The sequence below is a fragment of the Nocardioides sp. genome, from assembly GCF_030150155.1.
Taxonomy (GTDB): Bacteria; Actinomycetota; Actinomycetes; order Propionibacteriales; family Nocardioidaceae; genus Nocardioides.
On the sequence record NZ_JASLGR010000039.1, the window covers coordinates 81,696 to 105,756 of the forward strand.

Consider the following 24,061-nt stretch of genomic DNA (forward strand, 5'->3'; position numbering starts at 1 on the left):
AAGGCACGAGCATGAGTTGGGTGTCATTCGTCGGTAGCGGTCCTGGTGACCCTGAACTGCTGACCGTCCGCGCTGCCGACCTGATCCGTCAGGCCGATGTCGTCATCACCGAGTCGCCGGAGCATGAGGTGATGGTGCGAGCGATGCTCGGCATCGCCGCGCCCGACCCCGAGTCCGGCGAGCTGGCCCAGGGGCCGGAGTTCATCGACGGTGGCTTCGGCGAGGACGGCCAGCCGCTGACCCACGCCGCACGGGCGAAGGTCGTGGTCAAGCAGGCCAAGCGGGTCGAGCACGTCGTGCGTCTGATGATCGGTGACCCGTTCGTCTACGCCTCGGGTCCCGAGGAGGCGGCGGCCGTGGCCAAGGCCGGCTTCGGGTTCGAGATCGTGCCCGGCGTCAGCTCGGTCTCGGCGGTGCCGGCGTACGCCGGGATCCCGCTCACCACCAAGGACCACCGCGAGGTCGCGGTCGTCACCTGTGGCGACAAGATCGACTGGAGCCAGTACGCCGATGACCGCACCCTGGTGCTGCTCTCCGGCGTCGGCCTGATCGGTGAGATCGCCAAGGCCCTGATCGCCGCGGGTCGCTCGGAGAAGACCCCGGTCGCGATGACCCGGGTCGGCACCACCACCCACCAGCAGACCGTGACGTCGGACCTGGCGAACATCGCCGCCGACGCCCGCGCTGCGCGGATGGCCCCGCCCGCGATCATCGTGATCGGCAAGGTCGTCAACCTGCGCGAGACGCTCTCCTGGTTCGAGACCAAGCCGATCTTCGGCTGGCGCGTCCTGGTCCCGCGGACCAAGGAGCAGGCGCCGGTGCTCTCCACCAAGCTGCGTGGCTTCGGCGGCGTGCCCGAGGAGGTCCCCACGATCTCCGTCGAGCCGCCGCGCAACCCGCAGCAGATGGACAAGGCCATCCGTGGCCTGGTCGAGGGCCGCTACGAGTGGGTCGCCTTCACCTCGGTCAACGCCGTGCGCGCGGTCCGGGAGAAGTTCGAGGAGTACGGCCTCGACGCCCGTGCCTTCTCCGGCCTCAAGATCGCCGCGGTGGGGGAGAAGACCTCCGCTGCGCTGCTCGACATGGGCCTGCGCCCCGACCTGGTGCCTGCGGGCGAGAACCAGTCGGCCGCCGGTCTGCTCGAGGTCTGGCCCGAGTACGACGAGGTCCTGGACCCGATCAACCGGGTCTTCCTGCCCCGTGCCGACATCGCCACGGAGAACCTGATCGCCGGCCTGACCGAGCTCGGCTGGGAGTGCGACGACGTGACGGCGTACCGCACCGTCCGGGCCGCCCCGCCGCCGGCGCCGATCCGCGACGCGATCAAGACGGGCAAGTTCGACGCTGTCGTCTTCACCTCGTCCTCGACGGTGCGCAACCTGGTCGGCATCGCCGGCAAGCCGCACCCGTCGACCGTCATCGCGGTGATCGGTCCGGCCACCGCGAAGACCGCTGAGGAGCACGGCCTGCGGGTCGACGTGATGGCCGCCGAGCCGTCCATCGAGGCCCTGGCCGACGCTCTGGCTGACTTCGGCACGTCGCGTCGTGCGGCGCTGGTCGAGGCCGGACAGCCGGTCACCAAGCCGTCGGACCGCAAGCCGGCTGCACGCCGGAAGGCCACCAGTAGCTGAAGGGCACCATGAACGACCGCGAGCGAACCTCGAACGGACACCCCACAGGACCGACGATCCGGCCCCGACGTCTGCGCACCACCCCGGCCCTGCGCCGGATGGTGGCCGAGACGTCGGTGGAGCCGCGTCACCTGATCCTGCCGATGTTCATCCGCGAGTCGATCGCCGAGCCGGTTCCGATCAGCTCGATGCCCGGCGTCGTGCAGCACAGCCGTGACTCGTTCAAGGCTGCGCTGCACGAGGCCGCCGAGGCCGGGATCGGCGCCGTGATGCTCTTCGGCGTCCCCGACGACGCCAAGAAGGACGCCGACGGCTCGGCCGCACTGGACCCGGCCGGTGTACTCAACGTCGCCATCGCCGACGCGGTCGCCGAGGTCGGTGGCAGCCTGACCGTGATGTCGGACCTGTGCCTGGACGAGTTCACCTCGCATGGTCACTGCGGTGTCCTCGATGCCCACGGGCACGTCGACAACGACCGCACCCTGGAGCTGTACGCCGCGATGGGCCAGGCCCATGCCGAGGCCGGCGTCGACATGGTCGGCCCCTCGGGGATGATGGACGGCCAGGTCGCGGTGATCCGCGAGGCTCTGGACGAGGCCGGCCAGCTCGATGTCGGCATCCTGGCCTACGGTGCGAAGTACGCCTCGGCGTTCTACGGCCCCTTCCGCGAAGCCGTCGGCTCGGCCCTGGAGGGCGACCGGCGGACCTATCAGCAGGACCCGGCGAACGCGATCGAGGGCGTGCGTGAGGCGCTGCTCGACGTGGAGCAGGGCGCCGACATCGTGATGGTCAAGCCCGGTCTGCCCTACCTCGACGTGCTGCGTCAGGTGAAGGACGCCGTGGACATCCCGGTGGCGGCGTACAACATCTCCGGTGAGTACTCGATGGTCGAGGCGGCCGCCGAGCGTGGCTGGATCGACCGCGATGCGGCCATCACCGAGTCCCTGATCGCGTTCCGGCGCGCGGGCGCCGATCTGATCCTCACCTACTGGGCGGTCGAGGCCGCTCAGCGCCTGCTTCCCCGCTGACCCGGTCTTTCCGGCCCCCGGGGGCGTAACCTCGGCCCTAGTGGTGTCGTTGAGGCGTACGTCACATCGGGAGCAGGGAACATGGGGTCAGTCATGACGACGACGCATCGCGCCGCTGGCGGGGGTCGGATCGGGACGAGTCGGGCCAAGCGCGCCGCGGCACTGGTGCCGCTGGCGATGCTCTCGGCCGCCTGGACGATCTCGATCGGCACCTCGGGTGCCTCCACCGCCACCGCCGACGACCAGCAGAAGCTTCCCGACGGCACCAAGGTCCCTGCGCAGGCGCTCCAGGTGCCGGCCAGCGTCACCTCCGACACCGCCGACGCGGGCGCGACGGGGGAGACCGCGCAGCAGATCGTGGCGACGTCGTCGGCCTCGGCCATCCCGGCCGCGGCCCTGGCGGCGTACCAGCGTGCCGAGACCGTGATCAACAAAGCCGACCCGACCTGTCGGATGCCGTGGCAGCTGCTCGCCGCGATCGGCCGGGTGGAGTCCAACCACGGCCGGGCCCAGGGCAACACGCTCAGCGACACCGGCCTGTCCACCCCCGGCATCTACGGCCGGCAGCTCGACGGCACCCACGGCACCAGCCGCGTCGCCGACACCGACGGCGGCGTGTACGACGGCGACACCACCTTCGACAAGGCGGTCGGCCCGATGCAGTTCATCCCGTCGACCTGGTCCTCGGTCGGCGTGGACGCCGACGGTGACGGCAAGCGCGACCCGCAGAACATCAACGACGCCGCCCTGGCGGCGGCGGTCTACCTCTGCTCGGGTGAGGAGAACCTCGCCACCGACGCCGGCCAGCGCGCTGCGGTGCTGCGCTACAACCACTCCTCGTCCTACGTGGCCACCGTGATGGCGGTCTACCAGGACTACCTGGTCGGCGACTTCACTGCAGTGCCGAACTCGGTCGTGCCCGCCTCCTACTTCGAGCCCGAGGCGTCGATCCGCACGCCGCAGAGCTCGGCGAAGCAGACCAAGACCACCACCCTGGCTGCAGCGAAGCCGAGCGCGCTGGCCTCGGTCCCGGCCGGCACCGCGAGCACGCCGAGCACGCAGCCCAGCACCGCACCGAAGCCGTCGCCCAGCGCCTCGCCCTCGACCGGCACCCTGCAGCTGCCCAAGCCGTCCCCGATCGTGATCCCCACCACGGGCGTGGAGCCGGTGGACAAGGTCCTGACCAAGGCCGAGGCGACCGCGCAGTGCCTAGCCGACTTCGGCTACAACTCGATCAACGGCCTGCTCGCAGCGCTGGCCAACCCGGCCAACCTGGGCAAGGCGATCCCCTCCCTGGCCGACCTCACGGCCTGCGTCACCAAGCTGCTCAGCTGAGCCCCGCGACCCCCACCGGTTACCCGGAGTTCGCCCGACTTGCCCCCGATGGGGACAATGACGGGGTGCCCAGCAGTGATTCCGTGATCGATACCGGCTCCGTCCCTGCCTCGGAGGCGCTCTTCGAGCGGGCGAAGACGGTCACCCCCGGCGGCGTGAACTCGCCGGTGCGGGCCTTCAACGCCGTCGGCGGGACGCCGCGGTTCATCGCCTCGGCGCAAGGCCCCTGGCTCACCGACGTCGACGGCAACCGGTACGTCGACCTGATCTGCTCCTGGGGACCGATGCTGCTCGGTCACGCCCACCCCGAGGTCACCGCCGCAATCCAGGCAGCGGTCACCCGCGGCACCTCCTACGGCACGCCCAGCGTCCCCGAGGTCGAGCTGGCCGAGGAGATCGTCTCCCGCACCCCGGTCGAGGAGGTGCGCTTCGTCTCCTCGGGAACCGAGGCGACGATGAGCGCGATCCGGCTGGCCCGCGGCTTCACCGGCCGCGACGTGATCATCAAGTTCGCCGGCTGCTACCACGGCCACGTCGACTCGCTGCTCGCCTCGGCCGGCTCGGGCCTGGCCACCTTCGCGGTGCCCGGCACCCCCGGCGTCCCGGCGTCGAGCACCGAGCTCACCCTGGTGCTGCCCTACAACGACCCGGCCGCGGTCCGCGCCGCCTTCGCCGAGCACGGTGACCGGATCGCGGCGATCATCACCGAGGCCGGTCCGGGCAACATGGGCGTCGTACCGCCGGCGCCGGGCTTCAACAAGCTGCTCTCGGAGCTGGCGCGGGCCCACGGCGCGCTCTTCATCTCCGACGAGGTGATGACCGGCTTCCGTGCCTCGAAGGAGGGCCACTGGGGCCTGGACGGCAAGGTCGAGGGCTGGACGCCGGACCTGATCACCTTCGGCAAGGTGATGGGCGGTGGCTTCCCCGCCGCCGCGTTCGGTGGCCGTGCCGACGTGATGCAGACGCTGAGCCCGGTCGGGCCGGTCTACCAGGCGGGCACGCTGTCGGGGAACCCGATCGCGACCACCGCCGGTCTGACCACCCTGCGGCTGGCGACCGACGAGGTCTACGCCCACATCGGCAGCGCCGCCCAGACCGTGAAGGCCGCCCTGGCCGACGCGCTCACCGGTGCCGGCGTCGCCCACCAGATCCAGAGCTCCGGGACGATGTTCTCGGTCTTCTTCACCGACACCCCGGTGACCGACTTCGAGACCGCCAAGACCACCGACGAGCGGGCCTACCAGGCGTTCTTCCACTCGATGCTGGCCGACGGCGTCTACCTGCCGCCGAGCGCCTACGAGGTCTGGTTCCTCTCCGCGGCGCACGACGAGGAGGCGCTCGACGCCATCGTGTCGGCGCTGCCGAAGGCGGCTGCGGCGGCTGCGGCGGTGACCCGATGACCGGGCCGAGCGACGGGGCGACCCCCGACACGATCGTCCACCTGCTGCGCCACGGCGAGGTGTTCAACCCCGAGGGGATCCTCTACGGCCGCCGGCCCGGGTTCCACCTCTCCGAGCGTGGCCGGGAGATGGCCGCGACCGTCGCCGAGGCGATCAAGGACCGCGACATCGTCCACCTGGTCTCCTCGCCCCTGGAGCGTGCTCAGGAGACCGCTGCGCCGCTGGCCGCGGCCCGGGGGCTGACCCCGGTGCTCGACGAGCGCGTGATCGAGTCGGCCAACGACTTCGAGGGGCTGTGCTTCAAGGGGCCGAACAACGCCCTGAAGAACCCGCGGATCTGGCCCAAGCTGTGGAACCCGCTGCGACCTAGCTGGGGGGAGCCGTTCAAGGAGCTCGCCGCCCGGATGATGGCCGCCGTCGAGGCCGCCCGCGCCGCCGCCGAGGGGCACGAGGCCGTGATCGTCTCCCACCAGCTGCCGATCTGGACCGCCCGGCTGCACGCGGAGAACCGCTCGTTCCTGCACGACCCGCGCAAGCGGCAGTGCACGCTGTGCTCGCTGACCTCCTTCCACTTCGTGGGGGACCGGCTCGCGCAGGTCTCCTACAGTGAGCCGGCCGGGGCGCTGATCCCCGCAGCGGACCGCAAGGACCCCTTCTCCTCGGGCGGGCAGCGGCCGTGAGCACTCCTGGGGTGGCGCGTCGTCGCGCCGTACGTCGTCCGCGTGCTGCCGTCCTCGGACTCGTCGTCGCCCTGCTGGGCGTGGTCGGGCTGAGCGCCGGCTGCAGCGACCTGCAGGGCACCTCGGGCAAGGCCTACATCACCGGTGACGGCCAGATCTCGGTCTGGCCCGACGCCGAGCGGGGCAAGGCCGTGGCCTTGGAGGGGACCACCCTCGACGGTGGCACCTGGTCGCTGGCCGACGCCGGCGGCAAGCCGGTCGTGGTCAACGTCTGGTGGAGCAATTGCGGCCCGTGCCGCACCGAGATGCCGATGCTCCAGGCCGCGGCCAAGGAGCTCACCGGCACCGCGACGTTCGTCGGGATCAACACCCGCGACAGCTCGGCCGACAACGGCCTCGCCTTCGAGCGCTCGATCGGTGTCTCCTACCCCTCGATCTACTCACCCGACGGCAAGGTGCTGCTGGCGCTCAAGGGCCTGCCCCGCGCGCTGCCCTCGACGGTGGTGCTCGATGCGCAGGGCCGGATCGCGGCGACCATCTCCGGGGCGATCCCGTCCAAGCTCACCCTCACCGAGCTGGTGAAGTGCGTGGCCAGCGGTGACGCCAGTCAGAAGTGCAAGGTGTCAGGCAAGAGCTGATGAGCGAGTGGTTCCACAGTTCGGTCGGCGGGTCGCTGGGTCTGGCGATCCCGATCGCGCTCATCACCGGACTGCTCTCGTTCTTCTCCCCGTGCGTCCTGCCGCTGCTGCCGGGCTACCTTTCCTACGCCACCGGGCTCTCGGGGGCGGACCTGGCCGAGGGCCGGGTGCGCCAGGGCCGGATGCTGGCCGGGGCCCTGCTCTTCGTGCTCGGCTTCACCGTCGTCTTCGTCCTCGTCGGGGTCGCCGGGGGCACCTTCGGGGCCTGGCTCTCGCAGCATGCCAGGGTCTTCTCAGTAATCCTGGGTATCGTCACGATCGTGCTGGGACTGGCCTTCATGGGGCTGATCCCGGCACTGCAGCGTGACGTCAGGGTCCACCGTGTCCCGGCGGTCGGACTGGCAGCGGCACCGTTGCTCGGCTTCCTCTTCGCGGTGGGCTGGACCCCCTGCATGGGGCCGACCCTCGGCGTCATGTTCAACCTGGCCTACAACTCCGGCACCGCCGTGCGCGGTGGCTTCCTGCTGGCGCTGTACTCGCTGGGACTCGGGATCCCGTTCGTCCTCTTCGCGCTGCTGTGGCGGCGCGCGCTGGGCACACTCACCTTCATCCGGCGCCACCTCCAGTGGGTCACCCGGATCGGGGGCGTGATGTTCATCCTGATCGGCATCGCCCTGCTCACCGGCTGGTGGGACTACGGCGTGCAGTGGGTCCAGCAGCATCTTGTGAATACCTGGTCGGTGAATCTGTGAAAGACGTACCCTCTGGCGCCCGCGACGAGCGAGGCGTCACCGACGGCACTGAGCGCGCCCCTGGCGACCTCAACGCCCGCGAGCTGCTGCGCTGGGCCTGGCGCCAGCTCACCTCCATGCGGACGGCCCTGATCCTGCTCCTGCTGCTCGCCCTCGGGGCGGTGCCGGGGTCCCTGATCCCGCAGGCGGGCGTGGACTCCCTCAAGACGTCCAACTGGAAGGACGCGCACCCGAAGCTCACCCCGATCTACGACAAGCTCGGGCTCTTCGACGTCTACTCCTCGCCGTGGTTCGCGGCGATCTACGTGATGCTGATGGTCAGCCTGATCGGCTGCATCATCCCGCGCCTCTTCGTGTACTGGCGCGGGATGCGCGCCCAGCCTCCCGCCGCGCCACGCAACCTCTCCCGGGTCGCCGACTCGGCGTCGTACCTCACCGAGGAGTCCCCCGAGGAGGTGCTCGCGCGGGCCAAGGCCCGACTGCGGCGGCGCTACCGGCTGCGCCAGGACGAGCAGCCCGACGCCATCAGCGCCGAGCGCGGCTACCTGCGTGAGGCCGGCAACCTGCTCTTCCACCTGTCGATCATCATCGTGCTGGTCGGCTTCGCGATGGGCTCGCTGCTCGGCTACAAGGGCGGCGTCATCGTGCTGGTGGGCAAGGACCAGGGCTTCACCAACATCGCCCAGCAGTACGACGACCTCAACCCGGGTTCGCTGTTCAAGGCGTCCCAGATGGACCCGTTCACGATGCACATCGACAAGTTCGACGTGCAGTGGCTGCAGAGCGGTCCGCGGCAGGGGATGGCCAAGGGGTTCAAGTCCTACATCTCCTACTGCCAGAAGTGCGACGGCAGCGACGACAAGAACTACGACCTGCGGGTCAACCACCCGCTCACGATCGGGTCGACCCAGCTCTTCCTGATCGGTCACGGCTACGCGCCGAACATCACGATCAAGGACGGCAACGGCAAGGTCGCCTACTCGGGGCCGACGGTCTTCCTGCCGCAGAACCAGACCTTCTTCAGCTTCGGCGTGGTCAAGGCTGCGGGGGCGAAGCCGGAGCAGCTCGGTCTGCAGGGCGTCTTCTACCCGGCGTTCATCATGGACGACAAGGGCAACCCGGCCACCCTGATGGGCGACGACATCAACCCGCTGATCTCGATGCAGGTCTGGGCCGGTGACCTCAACCTCGACGCCGGACCGCAGTCGGTCTACAGCCTCGACACCTCGAAGTCGAAGCAGGTGATGACGAAGGACGCCACGACCGGCAAGGACAAGCCGCTCCGGCTCGACCTCAAGGTCGGCCAGACGGCGACCCTGCCCAACGGTCTGGGCACCGTCACCTTCGACGGCGTCACGCAGTGGAACAAGATCCAGATCTCCCAGCAGCCCGGCATGCATCTCGCGCTCGGTGGCGTGGTGCTGTGCCTGATCGGCCTGCTCGGCTCGCTCTTCATCCGCCCCCGTCGGCTCTGGGTTCGCGCGCGGCGCACGGAGGAAGGCACACTGGTCGAGGTCGCCGGCCTCGATCGATCCGGGGGTGACGACACCGCCGCCGTGGTCCAGGAGCTCCTCGAGCACCTGCAGGGCACGACGTCACGCTCACCCGAGCGCTCAACCGAAAGCGACAAATCATGACTGCGACACAGTGGGACTCCCTGTCGAGCCACCTCGTCGGTGGTGCGGGCATCCTGTACTTCCTCGCCCTGCTCTGCCACCTCGTCGAATGGTCGGCCCTGGCCGGCCGCAAGACGCTGCTGCGCGAGAAGGAGCTGGTCGGTGCCGGTGCTCCGGCCCAGACCGGTGCCGTCTCCTGGGTCGACGGTGCCTCCGAGCGTGCCGAGAAGCGTGAGTTCCGTCGTGAGTTCTCCGCCCGGCTCGGGATCACGCTCACCGTGCTCGCCGTCCTGGTCCACCTCGGTGCCCTGATCTCGCGCGGCATGGCCGCCGACCCGCACCGGGTGCCGTGGGGCAACATGTACGAGTTCACCATGTCCGGCACCTTCGTGGTCGCCGCTGCCTACGTGGTGCTCTACCGCAAGCTGACCCTGTCCTGGATGGCGCCGCTGGTGCTGACCTTCGTCGTGGTCTGCCTGATGATCGGCGAGATCTGGCTCTACGAGGCGGTCGCCCCGCTGACCGAGGCGCTCAACTCGTACTGGCTCGTCATCCACGTCGTCTCGGCGATCCTGGCCACCGGTGCGTTCACCCTGGGCGGCATGGCCTCCCTGATGTACCTGATCAAGCTGCGCGCCGGTGAGCGCGAGACCGGCTGGCTCTCCCGGGTGCCGTCGTTGACCGTGCTCGACCGGGTCTCCTACCGGATCCACGCGTTCGCGTTCCCGGTCTGGACGTTCGCCGTCCTGATCACCGGCCCGATCTGGGCTCACCAGGCCTGGTCGTCGTACTGGAACTGGGACCCCAAGGAGGTGTGGGCGTTCATCACGTGGGTGGTCTACGCCGGCTACCTCCACGCCCGCGCCACGGCCGGGTGGAAGGGCCGCAACGCCGCCATCCTCGCGCTGGTCGGCGTCGCGACGCTCTGGTTCAACTTCATCGGCATCAACTACTTCAGCACGACCTCGCAGCACAGCTACGCCGCTCCCGCGGTCTCCGTGGTGACGCCGCCGTCGGCTGACCTGAACGAAGGGGTTCTCGCGTGAAGGACTTCGCTGTCTACACCCTGATGCGGATCGGCGTCTTCGTCGCGACGTTCATCGTGATCGCCGCCGTGTGGGCGCTCGTCTCGCAGAACGGCTTCCCGTGGTTCCCGGTGCTGGTGATCAGCGCCGTGGTCTCGATGATCATCTCGGTCCCGCTGCTCAACAAGCAGCGCGTCGCCTTCGCGGCCCGGGTCGAGGCGCGGGCCACGGCCGCCGTCGAGCGGGCCCGGTCCTCGGAGGACGAGCGCGAGGACTCCGCAGGCTCGGACAAGGCCTGACCCTCCCGCACGCCCGCGGGGCGCGCGTCACTGGCACGAAAGAAGGAGCCTCAGCCGATCGGCTGAGGCTCCTTCTTCGTGTTCTGCGTGTCGGCCGGCTCTCGGCGAGAGACCGCTCGGGTCAGACCAGCACCAGCGGTACGGCGACCAGCACCGCCCAGACCAGCTCGGCCTTGCCGGTGGCGCCGAGCACGGGGATCAGGGCGGGGCCCTGCGCTCCGGTGAGGACGCGGCGGATCGCGGGGGTGGCGATCAGCAGGTGGGCCAGGGCGATCAGCACCCACCAGGTGGTGGCGCTGGCGATCGCGAACAGGCTGAGCGAGCCGATCACCATCAGCCAGGTGTAGAAGATCCGGGTGCCGCCGTCGCCGAGGATGACGGCCAGGGTGCGCTTGCCGCTGGCGGTGTCGGACGGGATGTCGCGCAGGTTGTTGGTCACGTTGATCGCGCTGGTCATCGCGCCGATGCCGATCGCGGCGGCCCAGGCGGGCCACGACAGGTGCTCGGTCTGCACGTAGTAGGTGCCCATCACGGCGACCAGGCCGAAGAAGACGAAGACCGCGACCTCGCCGAGGCCGGCGTACCCGTAGGGGTGCTTGCCTCCGGTGTAGAACCAGGCACCCGCCATGCAGAGTGCGCCGAGGACGACCAGCCACCACGAGGTGGTGGCGGCCAGGACCAGGCCCGCCACACCGGCCACGCCGAGGGCGGCGAACGCGGCCCGCTTGACCTGACCGGGCGCGGCGGCACCCGACCCGGTCAGCCGCATCGGACCGACCCGCTCGTCGTCGGTGCCGCGGATGCCGTCGGAGTAGTCGTTCGCGTAGTTCACGCCGACCTGGAGCGCGAGCGAGACCACGAGGGCCAGCAGCGCCTTCCACCACACGAAGCCGTCGTCGTACACCGCCAGCGCGGTCGCGGCGATGACCGGAGTCAGTGCTGCGGGGAGGGTGCGCGGTCGAGCGCCTTCAATCCATTGGGACCTGGTTGCCACAAGGGGTCATTCAACACCTGAGGTCGCCGGCTCCGGGAAGTGGCGAGCGGCGAACCGCTCGGCGAGGCGGACCGAGGGACGCATCCCGATCCCGGCGCAGGTGATGATCGCCGCGATCACCAGCCAGCCGACGCCGGCGTGCCCGCCGATCCCGTCCCAGTCCATCGCCAGCCAGGTGAACAGCGCCGGTGCCCACATCGAGCCGACCCCGCGGGCGATGTTGGCGACGCCGTCGTACTCGCCGCGACGGCGCGGGTCCATCAGCTCGGCCTGGAATGACCACGACGCGGTGGTGATCGCCAGCTCGGCGCCGGTCACGGTGAGGTGGCCGAGCCAGACCAGGGCGATCGTCCACAGTCCGGTGGTGCTGTGGGTGACCATCGTGATCAGGCAGGAGACGATGAAGAACCCGGTGGAGACGGCCACCGCGCGCAGGGCCGCGTCCAGGGTGTGGCCGAGCTTGGCGAGGTACGGCGGCACGAAGATGCACAGCACGGTGTTGGTGCCGAAGAGCCAGGCCAGGAGCACGTGCGGGGCGTCGGTGCGGGCCACCAGCCACAGCGGGATCACCACGGTGAGCAGCACCTGGTTGGTCCACATCGTCGAGTTGAGGGCCGAGGTCAGGAACCAGCCGACGTTGCGGATCGCACTGGGTCCCTCGGGGCGCTCCTGCGGGCCGTCGTCCTTGGAGCGCTCGGCCACGCGCAGGTCGTGCGGGGCGTGCGGCAGCCGGTGGATCCACCAGGCGTTGGCCAGCATCAGGGCGGCGGCCAGCCAGGGCACCCAGCGCACCACCCCGGTGGAGAAGCCGAGGGCGACACCGCCGATCAGGGCACCGATGGTGAAGCCGATGTTGATCGCGGAGTAGACGTAGGCCTGGGTGGTGATCCGCTCCTCGGCCGGCACCACGTCGAGCCGGTAGGCGAGGTTGGCGCTCTCCCCGGCCGCCTCGGAGGCCTCGAAGGCGATCGCGATCGCGACGTAGGCCAGCCACGAGCCGATGAACGGCATCGCAGCGAAGAGGACCGCCCGGATCACGGTCGCCAGCAGCCAGACCCGCTTCGGTCCCAGGGCGTCCACGATCCGTCCGACCGGGTACGCCGCCACCGCGCGGGCGACCAGCGCGATCGTGATCGCCAGACCGACCTGGGCCGGCCCGATCCCGACCACACGGAGCAGGAAGACGGCGCTGACCGTGTCGAACGCCCCGCCCCCGGCCCGGGTGATCATCGACTGGATCGCGAGCCTGCCCGCGATCGGGCTGGGCGGGATCATCGGGCGCAGGAAGCGCGGGACCCGGTCGGCGCGACGGGACGCCGCGGACGGGTCGTGGTGTGGGGAGGTCATCGGTGCCATCCGACCACAGCGGGCTACGGTGAGTCACATGGTTAATGCCGCCTCCGGATCTGTCTCGGCCGCCGACGTGATCGACGCGATGGCGGCCTGGCTGGAGGCCCCCGGCGAGCCCGATCCGTGGATCGTGGAGACCTCCGGCTCCAGCGGCACCCCCAAGCGGGTACGGCTCTCCCGGCGCGCGATGATCGCCTCCGCCGAGCGCTCGGCGGCCCGTGTCGGCGGCGCCGGTCCGTGGGTGCTGACGCTGCCGCCGACGTACGTCGCCGGGCTGAACGTGATCGCCCGCTCGCTGCTCGCCGGCTACCGGCCGACGGTCCTGGACGCCGACGGTGATCTGGGTGCGGCGATCGAGGAGGCGGCTGCGCTGATCGACGGTGCGGCGGGCGCTGCGGCTGGTGGCCGCGGGGTCTTCCTGTCGATGGTGCCGACCCAGTTGGCCCGCGCCCTGGCGAGCGACGCCCCGGCCCTGGCCCGGCTGCACACCGTGCTGCTGGGCGGTGGCCCGATCGACCCGGCGCTGCGGAGTCGGGCGGCCGAGGCCGGGGTGCGGGTGGTGGCGACGTACGGCTCGGCGGAGACCTGCGGGGGGTGCGTCTACGACGGCGTGCCGCTGGACGGGGTCGGGCTCGCGATCGGCACCGAGGGGCGGGTGCGGCTCTCGGGGCCGACGCTGGCCGAGGGCTACGAGGATCAGAGGCTGAGCGCCGAGCACTTCGTCGACGGCTGGTTCCTCACCTCCGACGCCGGCCGGATCGACGCCGACGGCCGCCTGGTCCTGCTCGGTCGCCTCGACGACATGGTGATCTCCGGCGGGGTCAACGTCCCCGCCCCCGCGGTCGCGGCACGGCTGCGCTCCCACCCGGCGGTGGCCGAGGTCGAGGTGCTCGGCGTCCCCGACGAGGAGTGGGGCAACCGCCTGGTCGCCTTCGTCGTCCCCGACTTCCGGGTTTTCCACCGCCGACTTCCGGGTTCGCCACCGCCGAGTTCCGGGTTCGCCACGGAATCGGCCGAGCCGAGCGAGTCGGGTGAGCCGAGCGAGTCCAGCGACTCCGCGGCCCTGGTCGACCTGGTCGACCTGGCCGACCTGCGCGACTGGGTGGCCGTGGAGCGACCCCGCTCCTGGGCACCCCGCCAGCTCGTCGTACTCGATGCCATCCCGCTGCTGCCCAACGGCAAGACCGACCGGATGGCCCTCAAGGCCCGCGCCGCCGCGGAGTCCGAGGCAGGCGCGGAGGCGCGCGCATGAGTGACCGGCACGTCTTCTCCATCCCGATGCGGACCCGGTTCCGCGGCATCACCGTCCGCGAGGGCGCGCTGATCCGCGGCGAGGCAGGCTTGGGAGAGTGGAGCCCGTTCCTGGACTACACCGATCCCGCGGTCGCAGCGCCCTGGCTGCGGGCGGCCCGCGAGGCCGCCGCGGGGGACTGGCCCGCCCCGGTGCGCGACTCCGTCCCGGTCAACGTCACCGTGCCCGTGGTCGACCCCGAGCGTGCCCACGCGATCACGCTCGCGGGCGGCTGCCGCACCGCCAAGGTCAAGGTCGGGGAGAGCCCGCTGGCCGAGGACGCCGCCCGTCTGGAGGCGGTCCGCGACGCGCTCGGCCCCGAGGGCCGGATCCGGATCGACGTCAACGGGCTGTGGGACGTCGACACCGCCGTCGCCGCGATCCCGGTGCTCGACCGTGCAGCCGGAGGCCTGGAGTACGTCGAGCAGCCCGTGATGGCGGTGGAGGACCTCGCCGTCGTACGTCGTCGGGTGAACGTCCCGATCGCCGCTGACGAGTCGATCCGCCGGGCCGAGGACCCGCTGCGGGTCAAGCAGCTCGAGGCCGCCGACATCGCCGTGCTCAAGGTCCAGCCGCTCGGCGGGGTGCGGGCCTGCCTGGAGATCGCCGAGCAGATCGGCCTGCCGGTGGTGGTCTCCTCGGCCCTGGAGACCAGCATCGGGATCGCCGCCGGGGTCGCCCTGGCCGCGGCCCTGCCCGAGCTGCCCCACGCCTGCGGGCTGGCGACCGTCCAGCTGCTCACCGACGACGTCACCACGACCTCCCTGCTGCCGGTCGACGGAGCCCTCCCGGTCGGCGTCCCAGCCCTCGACGAGAGTGCCCTGGAGCGCCTGCGCGCCACGCCTGAGCGCGTCGCGTATTGGGAAGCCCGAGGCAAAGCGGTGGATGATCTGTTCTCGTGAACGCGTCGACCGAGCTCTCCCGTGCGGTCGTCGCTGCCCTGATCGAGGCCGGCGTCCGCGAGTTCGTGCTCTCACCCGGCTCGCGCAACGCCCCGCTGGCCTTCGCGGTCGCCGATGCCGAGGCGGCGGGCCTGGCGCGGCTGCACGTCCGGATCGATGAGCGCAGTGCCGCCTTCCTGGCGCTCGGCCTGACCAAGACCGGCTCGCGCGCCGCGGTGCTGTGCACCAGCGGCACGGCCGTGGCCAACCTGCACCCGGCGGTGCTCGAGGCCGCCCACGCCGGGGTGCCGCTGGTGGCACTGACCGCCGACCGGCCCGCCCGACTGCGGGGCACCGGGGCCAACCAGACCACCGACCAGGTCGGCATCTTCGGCCCGCTGGTCGCCACCGCCGACCTGGCTGACCCGGCCGACGTGGACGTCGACGCGCTCTGGGCGGCGACCGGCCCGGCCCACCTCAACGTCCAGTTCGACGAGCCGCTGCTGCCCGATCCGGCCCAGCCGTGGACGCCGAGCGTCACCGCCCGGGAGCCCTGGCACCGCCCCCAGCCACGGATCTTCGAGGCGATCGACGCCGGTCCGGGCAGCCCCCGCACCGTCGTGGTCGCCGGTGACGACGCCGGCCCCGCCGCGCGCCGTCTCGCCGAGAGCGCCGGCTGGCCGCTCTTCGCCGAGCCGTCCAGTGGCTCCCGCACCGGGGACAACGCGATCCGGACCTACCGGCTGCTGCTCGCCGACGAGACGCTGAGCGCCCCGATCGAGCGGGTCGTGGTCTACGGTCACCCGACCCTGTCGCGGCCGATCTCGCGGCTGCTGGGCCGCGAGGACGTCGAGGTCTGGTCGGCGCCGCTGCCCGGTGTCTGGCCGACCCACCCGTTCCCGGTGGAGCGGGGCATCCTGACCGAGCTGCATCTGGCCGAGTCGGCGCCCGGCGCCGCCCCGACCCCCAGCGCCTCCACCGCCGACAGCGGCACCGACTCCACGTGGCTCGACCTGTGGCGCGACGCCGACCGCTCCGTCGGCCGCCAGCTCGACCGGCTGCTCGCCGAGGAGCCCGAGCTGACCGGCCCCGCCGTCGCCGCGGCCGTCGCCGCCGCGCTGGCACCGGGCTCCCAGCTGGTCCTGGGCGCCTCCAACCCGATCCGCGACCTGGACCTGATGGCCCGCGGCTGGCGGGTCGGGGAGAAGCGCAAGGTGCTGGCCAATCGGGGCCTGGCCGGGATCGACGGTGTGGTCTCCACCGCGATCGGTGCCGCGCTCGGACGCCCGAGCGGGCCGACGTACGCGCTGGTCGGCGACCTGACCTTCCTGCACGACGCCTCCGGGCTGATCATCGGGCCGGGGGAGCCGCGCCCCGAGCAGCTCACCTTCGTCGTCGCCAACGACGACGGCGGGTCGATCTTCGCCACCCTGGAGCAGGGCGCCCCGGAGTACGCCGACCGCTTCGAGCGGGTCTTCGGCACGCCGCACGGGGTCGACCTGGAGCAGCTGTGTGCGGCCAGCCGGACGGCGTACACCCGCGTCACCAGCGCCCCGGAGCTCGCCCAGGCGCTGGCTAGCCCCAACGGGGGCATCGAGGTGATCGAGGCGGTCATCGCCCGCGCCGACCGCCGCGACCTCGACACCCGGATCCGGAGCCTGCGGCGATGACCGGCAGCGACCGTCGCACGAGCCGTTCGATCCTCGCGATCGTCGGCGTGGTGATCGTCCTGGTCGCCGCCGCCCTGATCGGGGCCCACCTCACCGAGGACCGCACCGCCAACCGTGGCACCGGCGTCACCGCAGGCGACCTGCACGCCGACCGGATCCGGATCCGGGTCAACGGGGTGCGCAGCGTGGCTGTGACGCCGCTGCGCGCCGGGGACCTGATCACGGTGCACGCCGAGGTCACCAGCCGCGGCGCGGCCTCGCGCTGGATCCGCACCGCCCTCGACCTGAGCGGCACCGACCCGGAGCTGGCGCCGTACCTCAGCATCTACAACGGTCCGCTGCCGACCGGGGTCGCCCTCAAGGCGGCCAGTGACGTCACCGACCCGATCACCTTCCCCGGGTACGTCGGCACCGCGGCCGCCCTCAACCCGGCCATGCTGCCCCCGTCGGTCCTGGACGGCACCACCGAGCAGGAGAGCGTCGGGATCAGCCCCTATCCGCTCGCCGTCGCCCTGTACGTCGACCCGCAGACCCCGACGCGGCTGCTGTCGCGCGCCCTGGCGCTGAGTGCCGTCGTGCAGACCGTCGAGTACCGCTCGCACCCCGACGCCCCGGCCGACGACCAGTGGAGCGACGGGCCCCGGATTCCCCTAGGCTGAGCCACATGCGGATCACGAAGTTCGGCCACGCCTGCGTGCGGATCGAGACCGACAAGGGCACGGTGCTGCTCGACCCGGGCATGTTCTGCACGCCCGAGGTCTTCGACGGCGTCGACGCCGTCCTGATCACCCACGAGCACCCCGACCACTACAAGCCCGAGCTGCTCCAGTCGGCTCAGGTGCCGGTCTTCACGATCGACGCGGTCGCGGCCAAGATCGCCGAGCAGGCCCCCGACGTGGCCGAGCGCACCACCGTGGTCACCCCCGGCCAGGCGTTCTCCGCCGCCGGTGTCAGCGTGCGCGCCGAGGGCGAGCTGCACGCCGTGATCCACCCGGACCTGCCGCGGTTCTACAACTCCGGCTACGTGATCGACGCCGACGGCACCTCGGTCTTCCACCCCGGTGACGCGCTCACCGGCACCGAGGCCGCCGTCGACGTGCTGCTGGTGCCGGTCTCGGCACCGTGGGCGCGCGCCTCGGAGCTGATCGACTTCACCCGCCAGATGGGTGCGGCCCGCAATGTCGCGATCCACGACCGGATCTACTCCGAGGTCGGATCGGGAATCTTCGACGGCCAGATGAAGATGCTGCTGCCCGAGACCCAGAACTACGTCCGTCTCGCCGACGGCGCCGACCTCTGAGAAGGACCTGATGCCGATCTACGCCGTCACCTACGGCTACAGCCCGACCGAGGCCGCCGGCCGCGACCGGGTCCGCCCCGACCACCGTGCGTTCCTCGCCGAGCAGGACGGCCTGCTGCTGTCGGGCCCGACCGACGACGGTGCGCTGCTGCTCTTCGAGGCGAAGTCGGCCGTCGAGCTGGAGGACCTGCTCGACGAGGACCCGTTCTGGACCGAGCACCTGGTCGCCGAGCGCACGATCGTGGAGTGGAAGCCCGTCACCGGGCCGTGGCGGGACACGCTGAACCTCGACTGAACCTCGACCGACGTCCGCGCAGGCGTCTCGGCGAGTCGGGATCGGCACCAGGTCGGTTCTACTCTGGTGAGGTGCAGCCTTCCCTCGTCGTCTCGTCGCACTCCATCCCGGCCGAGCACGCAGCGGATCTGATCGCCCTGCTGCCCGCCGCCGGCGCGTTGAGCTGGGTCCGTCGCGGCGAGGGTCTCGTCGCCGGGGGCCTGAGCGCCCAGGTCGAGACCGCCGGCCCGACCCGGTTCGCCGACGCGGCGAAGTGGTGGGCCGAGCTGGTCGCGCGCGCCGAGGTCGACGACCGGGTGGGCGAGCCCGGCACCGGGCTGGTCTCCTTCGGCTCCTTCGGCTTCGCCGCCGAGCCTGGCGGCTCGGTGCTCTCGGTGCCGCGCTGGGTGATCGGCCGACGCGGCCCGATCGCCTGGCTCACCACGATCACGCCCGCCGGGGAGCAGCCCGCGACCCTGGAGCGGATCCTCGCCGAGGCGACGCCGGTGGCGACGGCCCCCGCCCTGCGGGTCGGTCCGGGCTCGCTGAGCGAGGAGGACTGGAAGGCCCGCGTGGCCGACGCCACCGCCCGGATCAACGCCGGAGACCTGGAGAAGGTCGTGCTGGCACGTGACATCACCGCGCTGGGCACCGGCATGCTCGATGTCCGTGGCCCGCTGGCCTACCTGGCGGCGGAGTACCTGATGTGCTGGACGTTCCACGTCGACGGCCTCTTCGGTGCGACGCCGGAGCTGCTGGTGCGCCGTGAGCGCGGACTGGTCACCTCCCGGGTCCTGGCCGGCACCATCCGGCGTACGGGCGCGGCCGAGGAGGACGACCGTCTCGCCGGTGAGCTGTCCCGCTCCTCCAAGGACCTCGAGGAGCACGAGTACGCCGTCCGCTCGGTCGCCGACGCACTGGAGCCGCACTGCTCGTCGATGAACGTGCCCGAGGCGCCGTTCGTGCTCCACCTGCCGAACGTGATGCACCTGGCCACCGACGTGACCGGCGTGGCCCGCGACGGGATCACCTCCCTCGAGCTCGCCGCCGCCCTGCACCCCAGCGCCGCCGTCGGCGGCACCCCGCGGGCCGACGCCGTCGACCTGATCGCCGAGATCGAGGGGATGGACCGCGCCCGGTACGCCGCCCCGGTCGGCTGGATGGACGCGGCCGGTGACGGCGAGTGGGGGATCGCGCTGCGCAGCGCCGCGATCGAGTCCGGTGCCGACGCGGACAGCACGGAGGGCGACATCCGGGTGCGGCTCTTCGCCGGCTGCGGCGTGGTGGGCTCCAGCGATCCGGCCTCAGAGCTGGCCGAGTCGCAGGCGAAGCTGGTGCCGATCCGGGCCTCGCTCGGTCTCTGAGCGCACCCCGGCGGCGTCGCGCCCCGCGCACCCGGTTACGTCTCTCTCAGGTTCGCAGAGTAGCGTCGCCCCTCGTGAACAAGCCTCGCGTGGTCCTGCCCGGAGTTCTCATCGGCGTCGTCGCCCTGGCCCTGGCTGTCGTCTTCGGCGTCCTGCTGCCCAAGGCGCACGGTGACACGGGCAACCTGAGCCTCCCGGACAAGCTGCCGGGCGGCTACGTCGCGGCCGACCTGCGCTCGGCGTACGACTCGATCTCGAGCGCCACCGACGCGCAGAAGGCGTCGTACGCGACCCAGCAGGTCAACGCGAAGAAGTACGCCGACACGTCGTTCAAGTCAATGGGCATCTCCGCTGTGGCGCGCAACTACCTCACCAAGGACGGCCAGGGCTTCATCGCCGTGCAGCTGATCCGGGCCGAGGGTGGCGCGCTGTCGCCGTACCTGTTCACCGACCCCGCCCAGGCGCAGTCGGGCAGCAGCCTGGACCACTTCGTCAAGGCGGGCGACGCGACCTGCATCGAGACCGGCACCGCCAACGGCACCAGCAAGCTCACGCAGTCGATGATCGAGTGCCAGAAGAGCGAGCACGGCCTGACCCTGCAGGTGACCACGCAGGGCGAGGTCGCCACGGTCGGCAAGCTGATCGACTCGATCTGGGCCGAGGTCGCCTGAGCCTGGCTCAGCGACCCCCTGTTCACCCGTACCCCGACACCCTGGATCTGACTGCGATGGCCCGCGCCGACCTGGACAAGCAGCCCACCGACGTACGACGCATGTTCGACGCCGTGGCGCGACGCTACGACCTGACCAACGACATCCTGTCGATGGGGCAGGACCGCCGCTGGCGGCGTGAGGTCGTCGAGGCCGTCGACGCCCGCAACGGCGAGCTCGTGCTCGACCTCGCCGCGGGCACGGGGACCAGCTCGCAGGCGCTGGCCGACGCCGGTGCCCGGGTGGTGCCGACGGACTTCTCCCTCGGCATGCTGCAGGTCGGCAAGGCCGCCAAGCCGGTGCTCCCGTTCACCGCCGGCGACGGCACCAAGCTGCCCTTCCGTGATGACACCTTCGACGCCGTCACGATCAGCTTCGGGCTGCGCAACATTGTCGACCCCGAGGCGGGTCTGGCCGAGCTGCGCCGGGTGACCAAGCCCGGTGGGCGGCTGGTGGTCTGCGAGTTCAGCCATCCGACCAACAAGCCCTTCCGCACCGTCTACATCGAGTACCTGATGAAGGCGCTGCCCCCGGTGGCCCGGGCGGTCTCGTCCAGCCCGGACGCCTACGTCTACCTCGCGGAGTCGATCCGCGCCTGGCCCGACCAGGAGGGTCTGGCCAAGCTGATCCGCGGCGCCGGCTGGAACCGGCCGCAGTGGCGCAACCTCTCGGGCGGCATCGTCGCCCTGCATCGCGCCACCGCCTGACGCGCTGCCCGTCCCTGCCGTTCGTGCGGGGGAGTAAAACTTTCGCGTCGTCGCTAGTGACGCACTTCACATTCTGGGTGTAGAAAAGCCTCAAGCGGGTTTGTGATCTATTTCACAAACTCACAATCCCGATCCGGGGAGGCGAGTCCATGCATCCGTACGTGCCGATCCTGGTGCTGCTTGCGCTAGCGACCGCGTTCGCGGTCGGTTCGGTGATCATGAGCTCGATGGTGGGGCCACGCCGCGCCAACCGGGCCAAGCTCGATGCCTACGAGTGCGGCATCGACCCGACGCCGCAGCCGCTCGGTGGCGGGCACTTCCCGATCAAGTACTACGTGATCGCGATGCTCTTCATCCTCTTCGACGTCGAGATCATCTTCCTGATCCCGTGGGCCATCCACCTCGACGCGATGGGCCTCTTCGGCCTGATCGAGATGGGCCTGTTCGTGCTGACCGTCTTCGTCGCCTACGCGTACGCATGGCGACGCGGTGGCCTGGAGTGGGACTGAGGCCCGCGATGCCCGCACCGTGCCTGCGTTCTCCTCGCTCGACGGCCGCGTGGTCGCTTCGCGACCAGGCTCCTTCGCTCGTCGGCCTTGGCATGGCACGAACCTCACGACCCTCAGCAGGAGGCATCTGATGGGCATCGAAGAGAAGCTGCCCTCGGGCGTCCTGCTCACCACCGTCGAGGGCCTGGCCGGCTACATGCGGAAGGCCTCGTTCTGGCCGGCCACCTTCGGTCTGGCGTGCTGCGCGATCGAGATGATGACCTCGGGCGGGCCGAAGTACGACCTCGGCCGCTTCGGCATGGAGGTCTTCCGGGCCAGCCCGCGTCAGGCCGACCTGATGATCGTGGCCGGCCGGGTGAGCCAGAAGATGGCCCCGGTCCTGCGCCAGATCTACGACCAGATGCCCGAGCCCAAGTGGGTGCTCGCGATGGGCGTGTGCGCGAGCTCCGGCGGGATGTTCAACAACTACGCGATCGTCCAGGGCGTCGACCACGTCGTCCCGGTCGACATGTACCTGCCCGGCTGCCCGCCGCGGCCGGAGATGCTGATCGACGCGATCCTCAAGCTGCACGACAAGGTGCAGCACACCAAGCTCGGCGCCCACCGCACCGCGGAGATCGCCGAGATCGAGGCCGGAGCGCGCACCCAGCTGCCGCTGATCCAGGACCGGGGGCTGCTGCGATGACCGCCACCGAGTCCGGCCTGACCTGGGTCGACGAGGTCTCCGCCGGCGTGCTGGAGCTCTCCGAGGGTGCCACCGTCAGCACCGACCGTGGCGAGGTCACCTTCCACGTCCGGCGCGAGGACCTGCCCGCGATCGCCCGGGCGCTGCGCGACACCCACGGCTTCGAGATGGCGCTGGGCGTCAACGGGGTGCACTACCTGGAGGACTCCGGCGCCGAGCTGCACGCGGTGTACCACCTGCTCTCGCTCTCGCGGAACCGTCGCCTGCGGGTCGAGGCGACCGCACCCGACGCCGACCCGCACGTGCCGAGCCTGGTCTCGGTCTGGCCGACTCTGGACTGGCACGAGCGCGAGACCTGGGACATGTTCGGCCTGATCTTCGACGGCCACCCGGCCCTGACCCGGATCCTGATGCCCGACGACTGGGCCGGACATCCGCAGCGCAAGGACTACCCGCTCGGCGGGATCCCGGTGGACTACAAGGGCGCCACCACCCCGCCGCCGGACCAGCGCAGGCAGGAGGGCTGAGGCGATGAGCACCACCACGAATCAGGACGAGCGGGGCTTCGAGACCTCCGACGGCCGTGTCTTCACCGTCACCGGGCAGGACTGGGACGAGCTGGTCGACTCCGTCGACAGCGGCGAGTCCGAGCGCCTGGTGGTGAACATGGGGCCGCAGCACCCCTCCACCCACGGCGTGCTGCGGCTGATCCTGGAGCTCGAGGGCGAGACCGTCACCCAGGCGCGGTGCGGGATCGGCTACCTGCACACCGGCATCGAGAAGTCGATGGAGTTCCGTACCTGGGTCCAGGGCGTCACCTTCTGCACCCGGATGGACTACCTCTCCCCGATCTTCAACGAGGCGGCGTACTGCCTGGCCGTGGAACGACTGCTGGGCATCGAGGACCAGATCCCCGAGCGTGCCTCGGTGATCCGGGTGATGATGATGGAGCTCAACCGGATCTCCTCGCACCTGGTCGCGATCGCCACCGGCGGCATGGAGATCGGGGCGCTGACCGTGATGACGATCGGCTTCCGCGAGCGCGAGCTGGTCCTCGACCTGTTCGAGCTGATCACCGGACTGCGGATGAACCACGCCTACATCCGCCCCGGCGGCGTCGCCCAGGACCTCCCCGACGGAGCGCTGGACGAGCTGCGTCGGTTCGTCCCCCTGATGCGCACCCGCCTGACGGAGTACGCCGACCTGTGCAACGCCAACCCGATCTTCCGTGCCCGGCTGGTCGACGTCGGGGTGCTCAACCGTGACGGCTGCCTGGCTCTGGGGATCACCGGCCCGGTGCTGCGCTCCACCGGGATGGACTGGGACCTGCGCAAGACCCAGCCCTACTGCGGCTACGAGACCTACGACTTCGACGTCTGCACCGCCCGGTGGGAGGGCGCCGACGGCGGCTCGGGGCAGGGCGGCGAGGCCGCCGGGGACGCCTACGGCCGCTTCCGGATCCGCCTCGACGAGATGGAGCAGTCGCTGCGGATCGTGACCCAGTGCGTCGAGCGACTGGCCGCCAGCGAGGGCGAGCCGGTGATGGTCGCCGATCGCAAGATCGCCTGGCCCGCGCAGCTGGCCATCGGCAGCGACGGGATGGGCAACAGCCTCGACCACATCCGCCACATCATGGGGGAGTCGATGGAGGCCCTGATCCACCACTTCAAGCTGGTCACCGAGGGGTTCTCGGTGCCGGCGGGGCAGGCCTACGTGCCGATCGAGGGACCGCGCGGCGAGCTCGGCGCGCACGTCGTCTCCACGGGCGGCACCCGCCCGCACCGGGTCCACTTCCGTGACCCGAGCTTCACCAACCTGCAGGCGACCAGCGTGATGAGCGAGGGCGGACAGGTGGCCGACGTGATCGTCGCGATCGCCTCGATCGACCCGGTGATGGGAGGCGTTGACAGGTGATCGACGAG

At 71.0% G+C, this 24,061-nt stretch carries 24 protein-coding genes and 1 pseudogene; 23 read left to right on the forward strand and 2 right to left on the reverse strand.

Features of this window, described 5'->3' with window-relative positions; all coding sequences use genetic code 11:
* Positions 1-11: 11 nt before the first annotated feature.
* From Q1V88_RS12315 to Q1V88_RS12360, 10 genes are all read left to right on the forward strand, one after another.
* Positions 12-1,631 carry a uroporphyrinogen-III synthase gene (locus Q1V88_RS12315; protein ID WP_300681493.1) on the forward strand — a complete coding sequence of 540 codons (1,620 nt, stop codon included), beginning with the start codon at positions 12-14 and terminating at the stop codon, positions 1,629-1,631.
* Positions 1,632-1,639: 8 nt separating this feature from the next.
* Positions 1,640-2,659: a porphobilinogen synthase gene (gene hemB, locus Q1V88_RS12320; RefSeq protein WP_300681494.1), complete on the forward strand. Its 1,020-nt coding sequence runs from the start codon at positions 1,640-1,642 to the stop codon at positions 2,657-2,659.
* 93 nt (positions 2,660-2,752) lie between these two features.
* Complete coding sequence (locus tag Q1V88_RS12325) at positions 2,753-3,994, forward strand: lytic transglycosylase domain-containing protein (protein ID WP_300681495.1); 1,242 nt, start codon at positions 2,753-2,755, stop codon at positions 3,992-3,994.
* A 65-nt stretch (positions 3,995-4,059) separates the two neighbouring features.
* Positions 4,060-5,394: a glutamate-1-semialdehyde 2,1-aminomutase gene (gene hemL, locus Q1V88_RS12330; protein ID WP_300681496.1), complete on the forward strand. Its 1,335-nt coding sequence runs from the start codon at positions 4,060-4,062 to the stop codon at positions 5,392-5,394.
* Positions 5,391-6,074 (forward strand): histidine phosphatase family protein, encoded by a 684-nt coding sequence (locus tag Q1V88_RS12335; protein ID WP_300681497.1) that lies wholly within the window; start codon positions 5,391-5,393, stop codon positions 6,072-6,074. The genes hemL and Q1V88_RS12335 overlap by 4 nt, the downstream gene beginning before the upstream one ends.
* On the forward strand, positions 6,071-6,712 hold the full coding sequence (locus tag Q1V88_RS12340) for a TlpA disulfide reductase family protein (RefSeq protein ID WP_300681498.1): 642 nt from the start codon (positions 6,071-6,073) through the stop codon (positions 6,710-6,712). Before Q1V88_RS12335 ends, Q1V88_RS12340 begins: the two co-directional genes overlap by 4 nt.
* Positions 6,712-7,464: a cytochrome c biogenesis CcdA family protein gene (locus tag Q1V88_RS12345; RefSeq protein ID WP_300681499.1), complete on the forward strand. Its 753-nt coding sequence runs from the start codon at positions 6,712-6,714 to the stop codon at positions 7,462-7,464. The genes Q1V88_RS12340 and Q1V88_RS12345 overlap by 1 nt, the downstream gene beginning before the upstream one ends.
* The gene (locus Q1V88_RS12350; protein WP_300681500.1) at positions 7,461-9,101 is read left to right on the forward strand and encodes a cytochrome c biogenesis protein ResB; all 1,641 of its coding nucleotides are present in this window, start codon (positions 7,461-7,463) and stop codon (positions 9,099-9,101) included. Before Q1V88_RS12345 ends, Q1V88_RS12350 begins: the two co-directional genes overlap by 4 nt.
* The gene (ccsB, locus tag Q1V88_RS12355; protein ID WP_300681501.1) at positions 9,098-10,126 is read left to right on the forward strand and encodes a c-type cytochrome biogenesis protein CcsB; all 1,029 of its coding nucleotides are present in this window, start codon (positions 9,098-9,100) and stop codon (positions 10,124-10,126) included. Before Q1V88_RS12350 ends, ccsB begins: the two co-directional genes overlap by 4 nt.
* Positions 10,123-10,404, forward strand: coding sequence for a DUF4229 domain-containing protein (locus Q1V88_RS12360; RefSeq protein ID WP_300681502.1), 282 nt, complete (start codon positions 10,123-10,125; stop codon positions 10,402-10,404). The genes ccsB and Q1V88_RS12360 overlap by 4 nt, the downstream gene beginning before the upstream one ends.
* Before the next feature lie 121 nt (positions 10,405-10,525).
* On the opposite strand, the gene Q1V88_RS12365 is transcribed toward Q1V88_RS12360, so the two are convergent.
* Both Q1V88_RS12365 and Q1V88_RS12370 read right to left on the reverse strand, forming a co-directional pair.
* Entirely contained in the window at positions 10,526-11,398 is an 873-nt protein-coding gene (locus Q1V88_RS12365; protein WP_300681503.1) for a 1,4-dihydroxy-2-naphthoate polyprenyltransferase, read from the reverse strand.
* A 6-nt stretch (positions 11,399-11,404) separates the two neighbouring features.
* Entirely contained in the window at positions 11,405-12,745 is a 1,341-nt protein-coding gene (locus tag Q1V88_RS12370; RefSeq protein ID WP_300681504.1) for an MFS transporter, read from the reverse strand.
* Positions 12,746-12,782: 37 nt separating this feature from the next.
* On the opposite strand from Q1V88_RS12370, the gene Q1V88_RS12375 reads away from it, so the two are divergent.
* The 13 genes and pseudogenes from Q1V88_RS12375 to Q1V88_RS12435 all read left to right on the forward strand — a co-directional run bounded on the left by Q1V88_RS12375 (position 12,783) and on the right by Q1V88_RS12435 (position 24,053).
* The gene (locus tag Q1V88_RS12375) at positions 12,783-14,000 is read left to right on the forward strand and encodes an AMP-binding protein (protein WP_300681505.1); all 1,218 of its coding nucleotides are present in this window, start codon (positions 12,783-12,785) and stop codon (positions 13,998-14,000) included.
* Positions 13,997-14,941, forward strand: a complete 945-nt coding sequence (locus Q1V88_RS12380; protein WP_300681506.1) for an o-succinylbenzoate synthase — start codon at positions 13,997-13,999, stop codon at positions 14,939-14,941. The genes Q1V88_RS12375 and Q1V88_RS12380 overlap by 4 nt, the downstream gene beginning before the upstream one ends.
* Positions 14,938-16,590: a 2-succinyl-5-enolpyruvyl-6-hydroxy-3-cyclohexene-1-carboxylic-acid synthase gene (gene menD / locus Q1V88_RS12385; protein WP_300681507.1), complete on the forward strand. Its 1,653-nt coding sequence runs from the start codon at positions 14,938-14,940 to the stop codon at positions 16,588-16,590. Before Q1V88_RS12380 ends, menD begins: the two co-directional genes overlap by 4 nt.
* A complete protein-coding gene (locus Q1V88_RS12390; RefSeq protein ID WP_300681508.1) occupies positions 16,587-17,249 on the forward strand; it encodes a hypothetical protein in 663 nt (220 codons plus the stop codon). Before menD ends, Q1V88_RS12390 begins: the two co-directional genes overlap by 4 nt.
* 5 nt (positions 17,250-17,254) lie before the next feature.
* On the forward strand, positions 17,255-17,890 hold the full coding sequence (locus Q1V88_RS12395) for an MBL fold metallo-hydrolase (RefSeq protein WP_300681509.1): 636 nt from the start codon (positions 17,255-17,257) through the stop codon (positions 17,888-17,890).
* Positions 17,891-17,900: 10 nt separating this feature from the next.
* Positions 17,901-18,185, forward strand: a complete 285-nt coding sequence (locus tag Q1V88_RS12400; protein ID WP_300681510.1) for a YciI family protein — start codon at positions 17,901-17,903, stop codon at positions 18,183-18,185.
* Positions 18,186-18,256: 71 nt separating this feature from the next.
* A complete protein-coding gene (locus Q1V88_RS12405) occupies positions 18,257-19,528 on the forward strand; it encodes an isochorismate synthase (RefSeq protein ID WP_300681511.1) in 1,272 nt (423 codons plus the stop codon).
* A 74-nt stretch (positions 19,529-19,602) separates the two neighbouring features.
* Positions 19,603-20,199, forward strand: coding sequence for a hypothetical protein (locus Q1V88_RS12410; RefSeq protein ID WP_300681512.1), 597 nt, complete (start codon positions 19,603-19,605; stop codon positions 20,197-20,199).
* 56 nt (positions 20,200-20,255) lie between these two features.
* Entirely contained in the window at positions 20,256-20,945 is a 690-nt protein-coding gene (locus Q1V88_RS12415) for a demethylmenaquinone methyltransferase (protein WP_300681513.1), read from the forward strand.
* 149 nt (positions 20,946-21,094) lie between these two features.
* A complete protein-coding gene (locus Q1V88_RS12420; RefSeq protein WP_300681514.1) occupies positions 21,095-21,454 on the forward strand; it encodes an NADH-quinone oxidoreductase subunit A in 360 nt (119 codons plus the stop codon).
* A gap of 130 nt (positions 21,455-21,584) precedes the next feature.
* Entirely contained in the window at positions 21,585-22,139 is a 555-nt protein-coding gene (locus Q1V88_RS12425; protein ID WP_300681515.1) for an NADH-quinone oxidoreductase subunit B family protein, read from the forward strand.
* Between the two features lie 23 nt (positions 22,140-22,162).
* Positions 22,163-22,666: pseudogene (locus tag Q1V88_RS12430) on the forward strand (NADH-quinone oxidoreductase subunit C); the annotation flags it as partial.
* 4 nt (positions 22,667-22,670) lie between these two features.
* Positions 22,671-24,053, forward strand: coding sequence for an NADH-quinone oxidoreductase subunit D (locus Q1V88_RS12435; protein WP_300681516.1), 1,383 nt, complete (start codon positions 22,671-22,673; stop codon positions 24,051-24,053).
* Positions 24,054-24,061 lie beyond the last annotated feature (8 nt).

Coding starts and splice junctions, on each gene's coding strand:
- Q1V88_RS12390 (WP_300681508.1), top strand. CDS start 16,587: ATGACCGGCAGCGACCGTCGCACGAGCCGTTCGATCCTCGCGATCGTC.
- Q1V88_RS12375 (WP_300681505.1), top strand. CDS start 12,783: ATGGTTAATGCCGCCTCCGGATCTGTCTCGGCCGCCGACGTGATCGAC.
- Q1V88_RS12435 (WP_300681516.1), top strand. CDS start 22,671: ATGAGCACCACCACGAATCAGGACGAGCGGGGCTTCGAGACCTCCGAC.
- Q1V88_RS12420 (WP_300681514.1), top strand. CDS start 21,095: ATGCATCCGTACGTGCCGATCCTGGTGCTGCTTGCGCTAGCGACCGCG.
- Q1V88_RS12370 (WP_300681504.1), bottom strand. CDS start 12,745: ATGACCTCCCCACACCACGACCCGTCCGCGGCGTCCCGTCGCGCCGAC.
- Q1V88_RS12400 (WP_300681510.1), top strand. CDS start 17,901: ATGCCGATCTACGCCGTCACCTACGGCTACAGCCCGACCGAGGCCGCC.
- ccsB (WP_300681501.1), top strand. CDS start 9,098: ATGACTGCGACACAGTGGGACTCCCTGTCGAGCCACCTCGTCGGTGGT.
- hemB (WP_300681494.1), top strand. CDS start 1,640: ATGAACGACCGCGAGCGAACCTCGAACGGACACCCCACAGGACCGACG.
- Q1V88_RS12415 (WP_300681513.1), top strand. CDS start 20,256: ATGGCCCGCGCCGACCTGGACAAGCAGCCCACCGACGTACGACGCATG.
- Q1V88_RS12335 (WP_300681497.1), top strand. CDS start 5,391: ATGACCGGGCCGAGCGACGGGGCGACCCCCGACACGATCGTCCACCTG.
- Q1V88_RS12315 (WP_300681493.1), top strand. CDS start 12: ATGAGTTGGGTGTCATTCGTCGGTAGCGGTCCTGGTGACCCTGAACTG.
- Q1V88_RS12380 (WP_300681506.1), top strand. CDS start 13,997: ATGAGTGACCGGCACGTCTTCTCCATCCCGATGCGGACCCGGTTCCGC.
- Q1V88_RS12345 (WP_300681499.1), top strand. CDS start 6,712: ATGAGCGAGTGGTTCCACAGTTCGGTCGGCGGGTCGCTGGGTCTGGCG.
- Q1V88_RS12325 (WP_300681495.1), top strand. CDS start 2,753: ATGACGACGACGCATCGCGCCGCTGGCGGGGGTCGGATCGGGACGAGT.
- Q1V88_RS12425 (WP_300681515.1), top strand. CDS start 21,585: ATGGGCATCGAAGAGAAGCTGCCCTCGGGCGTCCTGCTCACCACCGTC.
- Q1V88_RS12395 (WP_300681509.1), top strand. CDS start 17,255: ATGCGGATCACGAAGTTCGGCCACGCCTGCGTGCGGATCGAGACCGAC.